General features: G+C 39.7%; 5 protein-coding genes, 2 tRNA genes and 3 rRNA genes. All 10 read right to left on the bottom strand.

Annotation, left to right across the window (positions count from 1 at the left end):
• Nucleotides 1–53 precede the first annotated feature (53 nt).
• On the bottom strand, nucleotides 54–3,164 hold the full coding sequence (locus tag CGC58_RS08555; RefSeq protein WP_095896340.1) for a glycoside hydrolase family 2 TIM barrel-domain containing protein: 3,111 nt from the start codon (nucleotides 3,162–3,164) through the stop codon (nucleotides 54–56).
• 296 nt (nucleotides 3,165–3,460) lie between these two features.
• A 5S ribosomal RNA gene (rrf, locus tag CGC58_RS08550) occupies nucleotides 3,461–3,568 on the bottom strand.
• A gap of 134 nt (nucleotides 3,569–3,702) precedes the next feature.
• Nucleotides 3,703–6,535: ribosomal RNA gene (locus CGC58_RS08545) — 23S ribosomal RNA — on the bottom strand.
• A gap of 200 nt (nucleotides 6,536–6,735) precedes the next feature.
• Nucleotides 6,736–6,809, bottom strand: a tRNA-Ala gene (locus CGC58_RS08540).
• A gap of 151 nt (nucleotides 6,810–6,960) precedes the next feature.
• Nucleotides 6,961–7,034 (bottom strand) — tRNA-Ile (locus CGC58_RS08535).
• A gap of 71 nt (nucleotides 7,035–7,105) precedes the next feature.
• Nucleotides 7,106–8,621: ribosomal RNA gene (locus CGC58_RS08530) — 16S ribosomal RNA — on the bottom strand.
• The 16S, 23S and 5S rRNA genes sit together here with 2 tRNA genes alongside, the layout of an rRNA operon.
• 905 nt (nucleotides 8,622–9,526) lie before the next feature.
• Nucleotides 9,527–12,151: a carboxypeptidase-like regulatory domain-containing protein gene (locus CGC58_RS08525; protein ID WP_095896339.1), complete on the bottom strand. Its 2,625-nt coding sequence runs from the start codon at nucleotides 12,149–12,151 to the stop codon at nucleotides 9,527–9,529.
• A gap of 5 nt (nucleotides 12,152–12,156) precedes the next feature.
• A complete protein-coding gene (locus CGC58_RS08520; protein WP_095896338.1) occupies nucleotides 12,157–12,834 on the bottom strand; it encodes a GLPGLI family protein in 678 nt (225 codons plus the stop codon).
• A 2-nt stretch (nucleotides 12,835–12,836) separates the two neighbouring features.
• Nucleotides 12,837–13,523, bottom strand: coding sequence for a GLPGLI family protein (locus CGC58_RS08515; protein ID WP_095896337.1), 687 nt, complete (start codon nucleotides 13,521–13,523; stop codon nucleotides 12,837–12,839).
• Between the two features lie 2 nt (nucleotides 13,524–13,525).
• The gene (locus CGC58_RS08510) at nucleotides 13,526–14,200 is read right to left on the bottom strand and encodes a GLPGLI family protein (RefSeq protein WP_095896336.1); all 675 of its coding nucleotides are present in this window, start codon (nucleotides 14,198–14,200) and stop codon (nucleotides 13,526–13,528) included.
• Nucleotides 14,201–14,231 lie beyond the last annotated feature (31 nt).

Genomic DNA, 14,231 nt, shown 5'->3' with positions numbered 1-14,231 from the left:
AAAAAAAGACTGATTATCTAAAATCAGTCTTTTACATTTATCATTTTTACGTGTTATAAAGGTCGTATTACGTAACTGTACGAATAATCCTTAAACGGAATTCGATATTTTTGTAACGGAAGAGCGTGCCAACTGTCGATTCCGCCTACGCCCATTTGCTTATGGTCAATACGCAAGTGATTGGACTTGTCTTCCTCCAAAAGCTCGGAATGTTCCTGTCCTTTTTGGGAAGAAGGGTACAATTGCTCCCATCGGTAAGGTAATGCCGAGACGTTCAGCAATTCATCTTGGTAATCAATACGGAAGCCTTTTCCTTTTTTGTTAGTTACACTCGCCCAACGCACATCGGTTTTATTTCCGGACTCTTGCGGACGCACATACGGATGATATTGCTCCTTTACCGAGCCTTTATATAAGCCCACCGACGCACTGTACTTACGGTCGGCATAACTTTCCCAAGGACCACGCCCGTACCAAGTGAAATTTTCAAACGATTTGGGCAATTCCAAATCATTTCCGATGCGTAACAAAAGCAGATGTTCACCTTTTTCTGCCTTAAATTGATTTTCTACACGTATTTCTCCGTCAGAATTTATGGTATAAACCTGCACCAGAGAAGCATCTCCGTTCAAAAGTGTGTATTTTGCTGTAATTTGGTAGCTATTATCGATATTTTTCAGAGGAGTTAACGAAATTAATTTCAATTTCGGGTTCTTCAAATAGTCCGCACTTTGGTTGAGTCCCGCTCCAAAGTCATTATCGTTCAACGGACGGAATAATGAAAACTCCGGACCTTTTTCTATCAATTGTGTTTTATTAACAGAATAATCGAAGAAGCGTCCCGTTGCTTTGTCAAACGAAATTGAAAACGTTTTATTCTTCAAAGTAAAATTATTTGCCGATTCTGTCAATTCAATCGCCGAAGACTGTGAAACGAATTTGCTTTCAATAGGCTCTGTCAGTGAAAATTCTTCTTCTGCAAGAAAAGTTCCTGCTTTCATACGTCCTTCCGCATTGATGATGTGCCCTTGCACTAATAATCGGTATTCATTTTTGTGGTCTGTCTTCATTTTGAAATGAATAGGCACATTAACCGATTGCCGTGGAGGAACGTTGAACGTCCCGAGGTTTAAAGTCTCCACGGAAGTTCCATTTTTGAGTAATTGAGCCGTAAAAACGTAGTTTGACAAGTCTCTGAAGAAATATTTATTGAAGACATTGACTTCGTTTTTGGCTTCGTTTAGTGTAAATTTCACTTCCTGATGTACTTTACGAACCTCATAAGCGTGCGGATTCCAAGTTCTGTCCGCTCGGATAACCCCATTGATTAAGAAATTATTGTCGCTGGGTGTGTTCTTATCTCCCCAATCGCCTCCGTAACCAAAAATACGTTTTCCGTTCACGGTTTTGTAAATTCCTTGGTCAACCCAATCCCAAATGTAACCTCCTTGCAATGATGGATAACGTTCATCTTCAATCAGTTCCCAATATTCCTTGAAATTTCCCATACTGTTACCCATTGCGTGAGCGTATTCACTCATTATATACGGACGCTGCGGATTGTCGGTAGCATATTTTACCATATAATCCGGGTCGGGATACTGCGGAACTATCATATCCGTATTCCATTCGGTTGTAGAACGTTCGTATTGCACAGGTCGAGTAGTGTCGAAGCCTTTGAGCCATAAGTATGCTTTGTAGAAATTCCAGCCGTTTCCTGCTTCATTGCCTAAGCTCCAAGCAATTACAGAAGGATGATTTTTATCACGTTGTACCATTCGTTCAATACGAATGCGATGGGCATATTCCCAAGACGGGTCGTTTCCTAACGTTCTTTCAGGGTCATAGTACATTCCGTGTGATTCGATATTGGCTTCATCAATAACATAAAAACCGTATTTATCACATAACTCATAAAAATAAGGGGCGTTCGGATAATGTGACAGTCTCACAGCATTCATATTGAGCTCCTTCATTATTCGGATATCATTTTCCATTTGCTCTTTGGTCATCACGTGATGTGTTTCGGGATGTGATTCGTGACGATTAACTCCTTTAAAATGAACTGCTTTTCCATTTACCAAAAACTGAGCATTTTTGATTTCCAAACTTCGGAAACCTACATTCTGATGAACCACTTCCAAAAGCTCTCCGTTTGAAGCTATAACTTCAGTTGAAAGTTTATACAGATTAGGAATCTCTGCCGACCAAGGTTTTACATTCGGAATTTTCCCTTCGAATCGCATTACTGTTTTCCCGTTAAGACGCTTCAATCCGATAGCTCGCTGCGTTTGGTTATACACAACATTGCCCTCCGAATCCGTTAAAGTCATCTTGATTTTGGTATCTCCCTTGTCTTGAGGAGTTTGATTAAAAACTTCCAACGTTACTTCAAGTGTTCCGTCCGTATAATTATTAATCAATCCCGATTTTATAAAAATATCGTACAAGTGTACTTTTGGGCGTGCATACAGATACACATTGCGTTGAATACCACTTATTCGCCAATAATCCTGTGCTTCAAGGTAGCTCCCATCGTTCCAACGACGAACCTCAATAGCAATTGTGTTTTTCCCTTTTTGAACAAAATTTGTAAGATTAAACTCCGATTCCAACTTGCTGTCCTTGCCTAATCCTACATATTTTCCATTTACATACAAACGAAAAGCTGATTTTACTGCTCCTAAATGCAGAAATACTTCCTGATTTTCCCAATTAGCAGGTAAATCAAACGTACGACGGTAAATACCAACTGGTTGCGTTTTATCTCTGGGAATAATAGGAGGATTTGGGTTTTTCACTGCAAACTCAAACGGATGATTGACATAAATAGGCGTTCCGTAACCGTTAAATTCCCAATTGGCAGGTACTTTGAAATTATCCCATTTGGAATCATCAAAATTTACACTTTCAAAATCTTTAGGAGCATTACGAACATCCTCATTAAAGAAGAATTTCCAGACACCGTTCAAATCCACAAAACGATTTGATTTCTCTTTTTGGCTTACTTGATTATTTTCAAATGCAAAATAAGTTGAACGCATTGGTAATCGATTTTCCTCTTGCACAGAAGGATTCTCAAAAATGGGATCTGGTTTAATCTCTTGGGCTTTTCCTACAAAGAAAGCAAAAAAACACAGTCCGAAAAAAAAGTATTTATTCATAAGTGGTTAGTTTGGTTATTAATTCTGTAAATTATCTTCACAAAAGTATGAAAAATCTCACAGATTAAAATTGACTTTTCTAAATTAATTCTCCTATCAACTCTATAAAAAACAATCTCGACCCTAAACTATCCCCAACCTTTCTTTTGTTAGTAATCTTAACCCTCAAAAAAACAAAAAACCTCAAGATTCCTCTTGAAGTTTCTAAAAGAAGGTAGTGTGCGGCCGCAGAAACACTCTACCCCCCTTAAAAAACAAAAAAACTCCAATCATCTCTGATTGGAGTTTTAACTTAAAGAAGGCGGCGACATACTCTCCCACTTGCGTAGTACCATCTGCGCTAAAAGGTTTAACTGCTCTGTTCGGAATGGTAAGAGGTGAGACCTTTCGCTATAACCACCTTAAGTCTTTAGGGAAGAGCCATTAGGCAACAGGCATTAGCCATACTTCCACTATAATATGTTAACATACTAGGATAAAAAACACGTTCTAATTATCCGCCAACTGCCATAAGCTATCAGCACAAAAGAATCTGCGACGCAATAAGTCTACGGGTTATTAGTATTACTCGGCTATGACATTACTGCCGTTACACCTGTAACCTATCAACGTGGTCATCTCCCACGACCCTTAAAAGAAATCTCATCTTGTGGCGGGTTTCGTACTTATATGCTTTCAGCACTTATCCCTTCCCAACGTAGCTACTCAGCCATGCTCCTGGCGGAACAACTGATACACCAGAGGTTGGTCCAACTCGGTCCTCTCGTACTAGAGTCAGCACCACGCAAATTTCTAACGCCCACAGTAGATAGAGACCGAACTGTCTCACGACGTTCTGAACCCAGCTCGCGTGCCACTTTAATGGGCGAACAGCCCAACCCTTGGGACCTTCTCCAGCCCCAGGATGTGACGAGCCGACATCGAGGTGCCAAACCCCCCCGTCGATGTGAGCTCTTGGGGGAGATCAGCCTGTTATCCCCGGCGTACCTTTTATCCTTTGAGCGATGGCCCTTCCATACGGAACCACCGGATCACTATGCTCTACTTTCGTACCTGATCGACTTGTTAGTCTCTCAGTCAAGCTCCCTTATACCATTGCACTCTACGCACGGTTACCAAGCGTGCTGAGGGAACCTTTAGAAGCCTCCGTTACGCTTTTGGAGGCGACCACCCCAGTCAAACTACCCTCCACGAATTGTCCTCCACTCTATGCGGAGTTAGACCTCAGATAAGCAAAGGGTGGTATTTCAACAACGACTCCACAACTACCGGAATAGCCGCTTCTAAGTCTCCCACCTATCCTACGCATCACTTATCCAAGACCAATACGAAGATATAGTAAAGGTGCACAGGGTCTTTTCGTCCCACTGCGGGTAATCGGCATCTTCACCGATACTACAATTTCACCGAGCTCATGGCTGAGACAGTGTCCAGATCGTTACACCATTCGTGCAGGTCGGAACTTACCCGACAAGGAATTTCGCTACCTTAGGACCGTTATAGTTACGGCCGCCGTTTACTGGGGCTTCAATTCAATGCTTCGCCGAAACTAACATCTCCTCTTAACCTTCCAGCACCGGGCAGGTGTCAGACCCTATACGTCATCTTTCAATTTAGCAGAGTCCTGTGTTTTTGATAAACAGTCGCCTGGACCTTTTCACTGCGGCCTCCCCGGAGGGAGGCGACCTTTCTCCCGAAGTTACAGGTCTATTTTGCCTAGTTCCTTAGCCATGAATCTCTCGAGCGCCTTAGAATTCTCATCCCAATCACCTGTGTCGGTTTACGGTACGGGTTTCATAACTCGCTTTTCTTGGAAACGTTATCTGCTCATTATCACCGCAGCCGAAGCCTTAGTGTACTATCAATGCCATAACAGCACCTTCAACGTACTATTCCGTCAGTACGCAGAGCTTACCTCATTCCGTCACTTCTATCGTTATGAAAGTACAGGAATATTAACCTGTGGTCCATCCACTACTCCAATTCGGATTCGCGTTAGGCCCCGACTAACCCTCAGCTGATTAGCATAGCTGAGGAAACCTTGATCTTTCGGCGGGCAGGTTTCTCGCCTGCCTTATCGTTACTTATGCCTACATTTTCTTTTCTAATCGCTCCAGCAAACCTCACAGTTCACCTTCAACGCCATTAGAATGCTCCCCTACCACTTAATTTATTAAGTCCATAGCTTCGGTAATATGCTTATGCCCGAGTATTATCCATGCCCGACCGCTCGACTAGTGAGCTGTTACGCACTCTTTAAATGTATGGCTGCTTCCAAGCCAACATCCTAGCTGTCAGTGCAGTCAGACCGCGTTTGGTCAACTTAGCATATATTTGGGGACCTTAGCTGATGGTCCGGGTTCTTTCCCTCTCGGACATGGACCTTAGCACCCATGCCCTCACTGCCGCAAAACATTTATTAGCATTCGGAGTTTGTCAGGAATTGGTAGGCGGTGAAACCCCCGCATCCAATCAGTAGCTCTACCTCTAATAAACTATATACGACGCTGTACCTAAATACATTTCGGGGAGTACGAGCTATTTCCCAGTTTGATTGGCCTTTCACCCCTACCCACAGGTCATCCGAAGTCTTTTCAACGACAACCGGTTCGGTCCTCCACGCTGTGTTACCAGCGCTTCAACCTGCCCATGGGTAGATCACCAGGTTTCGCGTCTACTACTACCAACTATATCGCCCTATTAAGACTCGCTTTCGCTACGAATTCGTATCTGAAATACTTATCCTCGCTGGTAAAAGTAACTCGTAGGCTCATTATGCAAAAGGCACGCCGTCACCCAAAAGGGCTCCGACCGCTTGTAAGCGTATGGTTTCAGGGTCTATTTCACTCCGTTATTCACGGTTCTTTTCACCTTTCCCTCACGGTACTGGTTCACTATCGGTCTCTCAGGAGTATTTAGCCTTACCGGATGGTCCCGGCAGATTCAGACAGGGTTCCACGTGCCCCGCCCTACTCAGGATTTCCCTATGATTTATTAAACGTTACCCATACGTGACTATCACACTCTATGGCGTATCTTTCCAAACACTTCCGGTTCCATTTAACAACCAACATCGGGTCCTACAACCCCCATATTGCCGTAACAACATGGGTTTGGGCTGTTCCAATTTCGCTCGCCACTACTCTCGGAATCACTTTTGTTTTCTTCTCCTCCGCCTACTTAGATGTTTCAGTTCAGCGGGTTCGCCTCCTTTATAAGGATACTAGTCCTTCAAACTAGTGGGTTGCCCCATTCGGATATCTGCGGATCTATTCGTATGTGCCAATCCCCGCAGCTTTTCGCAGCTTATCACGTCCTTCTTCGCCTCTGAGAGCCTAGGCATCCCCCATACGCCCTTACATAACTTATTGCGCTTGTAGTTGCTTTACTTCAAGTAAAGCATACCTCGTTCTCTTTGATTCTTTTATTTTTTTCTCGATTTAATCAATCTTATTTGATCTCTCGTGTTTTTTATCCCAATATGTCAATGAACCTTTCGAAAGTTTAAAGTGTAAAGTTAAAAGTTTGAAGTTTTTTATCCTTTTTACTTTATCCTTTATCCTTTTCCCTGTGGAGAATAAGGGAGTCGAACCCTTGACCTCCTGCGTGCAAGGCAGGCGCTCTAGCCAGCTGAGCTAATTCCCCTTTTTATACAGGTATTAGGGGTTAGGCAATAGGGAATAGTTTATATCAATCCCAAAACTCTTACCTATCTTAAAAGCAACAACCTCTAAAATTTCCTTTCATTCTATTTCTATGAACTTTTTAGCATTTAGCTAATAGCTATCAGCCTTTGTAGTCCCAGGCAGACTCGAACTGCCGACCTCTACATTATCAGTGTAGCGCTCTAACCAGCTGAGCTATGAGACTGCATCTTTTTTTATCGACTGCACAAGATTTAAAGAAAATCCCTAACAACTCTCCATTTGGATCGTCTCTAGAAAGGAGGTGTTCCAGCCGCACCTTCCGGTACGGCTACCTTGTTACGACTTAGCCCCAGTCACTAGTTTTACCCTAGGCAGCTCCTTGCGGCAACCGACTTCAGGTACCCCCAGCTTCCATGGCTTGACGGGCGGTGTGTACAAGGCCCGGGAACGTATTCACCGGATCATGGCTGATATCCGATTACTAGCGATTCCAGCTTCACGGAGTCGAGTTGCAGACTCCGATCCGAACTGTGACCGGCTTTATAGATTCGCTCCTGCTCACGCAGTGGCTGCTCTCTGTACCGGCCATTGTAGCACGTGTGTAGCCCAAGATGTAAGGGCCGTGATGATTTGACGTCATCCCCACCTTCCTCACGGTTTGCACCGGCAGTCCCGTTAGAGTGCTCGACTTCACTCGCTAGCAACTAACAGCAGGGGTTGCGCTCGTTATAGGACTTAACCTGACACCTCACGGCACGAGCTGACGACAACCATGCAGCACCTTGAAAAACGTCCGAAGAAATATCTATCTCTAGATACGTCGTTTCCCATTTAAACCTTGGTAAGGTTCCTCGCGTATCATCGAATTAAACCACATGCTCCACCGCTTGTGCGGGCCCCCGTCAATTCCTTTGAGTTTCACACTTGCGTGCGTACTCCCCAGGTGGGATACTTATCACTTTCGCTTAGCCACTCAATATTACTACCAAACAGCTAGTATCCATCGTTTACAGCGTGGACTACCAGGGTATCTAATCCTGTTCGCTCCCCACGCTTTCGTCCATCAGCGTCAATAAGTTGTTAGTAACATGCCTTCGCAATCGGTGTTCTGTGTAATATCTATGCATTTCACCGCTACACTACACATTCCAGCTACTTCACAACCATTCAAGACCTACAGTTTCAAAGGCAGTTACTCAGTTGAGCTCAGTGCTTTCACCTCTGACTTATAAGCCCGCCTACGGACCCTTTAAACCCAATGATTCCGGATAACGCTCGCATCCTCCGTATTACCGCGGCTGCTGGCACGGAGTTAGCCGATGCTTATTCGTATGGTACCGTCATCAATCTACACGTAAATCTTATTCTTCCCATACAAAAGCAGTTTACAACCCATAAGGCCGTCATCCTGCACGCGGCATGGCTGGATCAGTCTTCCGACCATTGTCCAATATTCCTCACTGCTGCCTCCCGTAGGAGTCTGGTCCGTGTCTCAGTACCAGTGTGGGGGACATCCCTCTCAGAACCCCTACCCATCGTAGCCTTGGTGTGCCGTTACCACTCCAACTAGCTAATGGGACGCGTACTCATCTTTTGCCACCGTAGCTTTAATTATTAAATGATGCCATCCAATAATACTATAAGGTATTAATCCAAATTTCTTCGGGCTATCCCTTAGCAAAAGGTAGATTGTACACGCGTTACGCACCCGTACGCCGGTCTCAAGTGCCGAAGCACTCTACCCCTCGACTTGCATGTGTTAGGCCTGCCGCTAGCGTTCATCCTGAGCCAGGATCAAACTCTTCATCGTTAAAATCTTTAATATTATAACCAAATAAAGTAATTGACTCTAGGATTAATTCTTTAAATCTTTTTTGTGCTGTCAACAATATATCAATGAACTATGCGTCTTATTCATTTTAGCAACGCACCTCCCCTTCAGAAGCTCGTTGCATTTGCGGGTGCAAAAGTAATACTTTTTTTTAAACCACCAAAACTTTTTGAAAGTTTTTTTATTTTTTGCTTTTAGCTATTGGCTAATTGCTATTAGCTATACACCGTAAGCCTTTCAAAGCGGGTGCAAAGATAAATACTTTTTTTATTCCCACAAAATTTTTATGAACTTTTTTTATTTTTTCGCTTTTAGCTATTGGCTAATTGCTATTAGCTATACACCGTAAGCCTTTCAAAGCGGGTGCAAAAGTAATACTTTTTCCTAAAACTCCAAACTTTTTGCCAAGTTTTTTGCAAATTATTTTTGAAAAGAAAATTAAATAGCTAAAAATCAAATTTTTAAAAATTCATCTTTAAAAAATAAAACTTCAAAAATTACTCAAATTGACTAAGGGAATTAAACTTCCAAAACATAAATATCCAAAAAACTACGCTCAGCTAAAAAACTTTCACAATATTTATCCCTGCAAATCACCAACTTTCCCACTCATATTATATATAAATGGTATTTTTTGAGCTGTTCTTTTTACATTATTTTCTTGTTGGGTACTTAATTAGTAAGCTATCTATTCAAAAAAACAATTAAAATAATCCTTTTTTATAAATAAAGAAACTAAATACTCCCTTCAAGCGGATTTTTTCACTTACTTATATATACGTGTACGTACAATTTACCTTCTATGAATAGATTCAAAAATTCTGAAAATAAGTCGTATAAATTCTTGGAATCACACAAAAGTGAGGTTCATCTTGATAAAGCGATTAAAATTTATAGCCCACAGAAAGCAAAATAACACGAGGCAAAACGTTGATTTCTTGTTCGCTAACTAAAAAATTAGATAACGAACTGCTATAAATACTTTTGTTATCAAGGACGTTTTGAGCTTGTAGCTCTATTCTCCAAGGAGAATGTTCTTTGCGGTAATCCAAAGAGAAATTTAGATTATTGGATGTTTCTTTATTACCACTACGGATTAAATTTCTCCATTGATAGGAACCCTTAAAACGAAAATCTTTAAAAATTTGATTTTCAGTAGATAATGAAAAAGTTTGTGTTTGATAATGGTTTTTAACCTTACTTATTAGTTGATTAAACCCGTGAGAATACCCAAGCCTGAATATGTGTATTCTGCTGAATGATGACCGAGATGAAAATGAAATACTTTGCACACGATGCGAAACAGAATTTACCTCTGCATTTACCAATCGTGAATAATTAAACATATTGGCACGAAAACTTATCGATACGAGGTTTTTAAGAATACGAGTCCCCGTCCACCAAGTGCTAACTCCCATACTATTTTCGGGAGTGGCGAGTTGCACAGGGCTATACAATTGATTGATTCCGTTTAAGGTTAGTTGATTGCTAAATGCATTATTTTTATGCGTAAGGTTCGCCAAAAAACCTATATAATAATTACTGAACGGCTTAGTTTGCATAAAAGAAAATATGTGATGTTTTGCATTTTCTAACAATGAATTTCCCTTAGTAATGGTATTAAAATTCAGCAAAGTGGGGTTTTCGGTCAGCTGATTTACCATAGGAAATATGTTCGTTAAGCGATAATCAATTTCGGATTTTCCCCATCGGGATTCATACTCACCATCAAATGCAGGTTCTAACTCAAAATAATTTCTCTGTACCAAATGATTATTCTGTCTGATTTTCAGGTAGTAAAAATGACCTCCGAGGGAAAGTTTACTCTGTAATCCAAATAAACTAAAACGATATTCCGTGTTGATATACAAATCGTTCAGCAAATAATTCAAATCATTTGAAGAATGGTCTTTTCTTTGCTCATCAATTACCTGAAAGTCATACGTTTTTAATATATCATTGCTTAAATTATTGCCTACAGAGACATACAAACCTTTTCCTTTGGGCAACTTCCAATATTGCTTGTACATTGCATCAAAAGTGTGTTGTAACAAGCTTTCAGATTTAAAAAAATTATAACTTGGAGCGTCTTGCAAATCCAAAAAAGGATTGGGAATCAACCTGTTACTAAACCATTGGTCGTCAGAGGTTTTTTCCGTATAACTGTGATTAAATACCAGCGTACTTTTGAGTTTCTCAGAATGTACTTTGTGATGCTCAAGATAGTGCCTGAATTCAGTTTGTGGTGTTCTGTCAAGGAAATTAAGTCGTTTTTCTTGATCATCGTAAACAGAAATAATATTTCTATTACTTTTATTTTCAGAGATATTACTGTATATATTATAAATCAATTTGGTGTCTTTGTCAGGGGTAACATCAAACTGAAAATTAAAATTGGCTAATTGGTTTTTCAGCCTATTGTGGTTTTGACGCATCTCAAAAATATCATTTTGAAGATAATGATACTTATTGAAAATATTTTTCTCGGTAACAACATCCGAAACAATGACATAGCCGGCTACTTGTGTTTTTTTACTAAGACTGACGTTGATATTCAGTGCATTGAGCAACGATTCGTTTTTGCTCACGTTTGTATTTTCATTAGAAAGTGCCTGTAAATCAAATGAATTCGGACGGCGATTTACAAAAGAACTGATACCTTTTCGAAAAACAGAAACATCATCAGAAGAAAATGCTTTCTCGCCAAAGTTATTCGCATTGCCAATATACGAGCTGCTAAATTCAGGAGAGTAATAAAAAAGTGCTGCGTGTGCCAAATAAAAATCTTGATTCCCGTAACCTGCATTAACATCTCCAAAGAAAAAACGCTTCTTCTCCTCTTTTAACTTTACGTTCAAAGCCAAATCGCCTGTTTTAAGTTCGTCCTTCAAAATAGCGATATTGGTGTAATTATCAATAAATTGAACTTTATCTACAGCATCAGCGGGGATATTTTCAACACCTAATTTGGTTCCACCACCGAAGAAAGATTTATCTTCAACGAGTAATGTAGAAACTTTTTTATTATTGAAAAACACCCTTCCGCTATTATCAACCTCAACACCGGGCAGTTTTTCAAGTTGTTCTTTAAGTTTCAGCTCTTTGCCAGAAGCAAAAGCATTAACCCGAAAGGTTGTAGTGTCTTTTTTTTGCTGTATGGGAACTTCAAAGTTAATAATCACCTCTTCAAGAACTTCCTGTGAGGGAACGAGCTTGAAATTATAAGTAGTTATGTTATCTTCGGAAGAATACTGTATCGTTTGTGCTACAAAACCCATATACGAAACTCTGATTTCGTAAGATACTTTAGGTTGTAACGATAATTTATAAAAACCTTTACTATCAGCAATGGCGAAAGTAGGCGACACGGCTTCTTTAATAGGCATTGCAATGACGTTAGCTCTTTCTAACGGATTGTTAAGTGTGTCAGTAACATATCCCGTAAGCATTTCTTGTGAAAAAACGCTTTTTACGAGTAAAAAAAATAATAATGTATAGATATATTTCATTGTAACTACTTGCTTTTTAAGGCTTCTTCTTTCAACTTTTCATAGTTTTTTGGAGGTGTAAGTGCCTCTTTTGAAGCATTAAAAACTATTTTTTTTGCTACATATTTGTTTCTGACACTTTCCAAAGCCAATACCAAACCCGGCAAGCCGTGATAGCCTAAAGGCGAGTATCCGTAAGGAATGTCAGGGCAATACCAAGCCACTATATTATTAATACGTGTCTCACCAACTCGATTTACATAAGGAATATCTACATAGGCTTTATAAACCTTGTAACCATTTATCTCTGCCGTTTCGTTGGTTAGTATCCAATCAAAAGCCTCCTGCTTTCTGCTTTTCCAACTATCCCAATACAAGCACAATATATTATCATTTGCATTGTAGTATAGTTCATCGTATTTTCCAATTATTAATCCAAGTCTTTTTCCATAATATTCAAAATTACTTACATTCTCAAATTCTTTGTCGTTTACTTTGAATATATAACCTGTATGGTCAAACTCCAAAATAACACTTAGTTTTAATTGGTTATGATATTTTATTTTTTCATCATCTTTATTTTTTTCGGTAATAGGAATTTGACGTGGTGTCAACTCATATTCGACCAAATGACGTTGGGCAAATACAGATAACAGAGAAACAAATAGAAATAATACAAATAAGCACAATCGTTTTTTTACCATAATCACTTACTTTTCAGAGCTTGTTTTTTTAATTTGTTGTATTCTTTAGGAGGGATAATAGCTTCCTTGGAGACATTGAATACGATTCTTTTAGCTACATATTTGTTTCTGACACTTTCCAAAGCCAATACCAAACCCGGCAAGCCGTGATAGCCTAAAGGCGAGTACCCATACGGAATGTCAGGGCAATACCAAGCCACTACATTGTTGATACGATTCACACCTTTCGCACTTATATAAGGAACATCTACATAAGCTTTATAAACTCTGTAACCATTTATCTCTGCTGTTTCGTTGGTTAATATCCAATCAAAAACTTCCGGATTTCTGCTTTTCCAGCTATCCCAATACAAGCACAATACATTATCATTAGCATTATAATACAACTGGTAATACTGCCCTATTATTAAGGCACTTCTCTTTCTGGAATATCTAAAATCACCTGAACGACTCAGATTTTCAAACTCTTTATCATCTACTTTGAAAGTATAACCTGTATGGTCAAACTCCAAAAGAACGCTTAATTTTAATTGGTTATGATATTTTACCTCTTCACTATTTTTAAGTTTTTCAGTAATGACAATCGGACGTGGCGTTAATTCGTACTCCACCAAATGACGTTGAGCAAATACGGATAACAGAGAAACAAATAGAAATAATACAAATAAATACAATCGTTTTTTTACCATAATCACTTACTTTTCAGAGCTTGTTTTTTTAATTTGTTGTATTCTTTAGGAGGGATAATAGCTTCCTTGGAGACATTGAATACGATTTTTTTAGCTACATATTTGCTTCCGAAACTTTCCAAACTCAATACTAATCCAGGCAAACCGTGATAGCCCAAAGGCGAATAACCATACGGAATGTCAGGGCAATACCAAGCCACTACATTGTTGATACGATTCACACCTTTCGCACTTATATAAGGAACATCTACATAAGCTTTATAAACTCTGTAACCATTTATCTCTGCTGTTTCATTGGTTAATATCCAATCAAAAGTATCCTGTTTCCCTCCTTTCCAGCTGTCCCAATACAAGCACAATACATTATCATTAGCATTATAATACAACTGGTAATACTGCCCTGCTATTAAGGCAATTCTCTTTCTGGAATATCTAAAATCACCTGAACGACTCAGATTTTCAAACTCTTTGTCGTTTACTTTGAACGTATAACCTGTATGGTCAAACTCCAAAAGAACGCTTAATTTTAATTGGTTATGATATTTTACTTTTTCATCATCTTTATTTTTTTCAGTAATGACAATCGGACGTGGCGTTAATTCGTACTCCACCAAATGACGTTGAGCAAATACGGATAACGGAAAAATAAACAGATATAGATATAATAGTTGTTTCATATTGTTAATGTTAAAATAAAACTACAGCCCT

This window comes from Capnocytophaga stomatis, assembly GCF_002302635.1.
Classification (GTDB): domain Bacteria; phylum Bacteroidota; class Bacteroidia; order Flavobacteriales; family Flavobacteriaceae; genus Capnocytophaga; species Capnocytophaga stomatis.
Note: the sequence above shows the minus strand (reverse complement) of the source record. Positions and strands in the feature narration are given on the sequence as shown.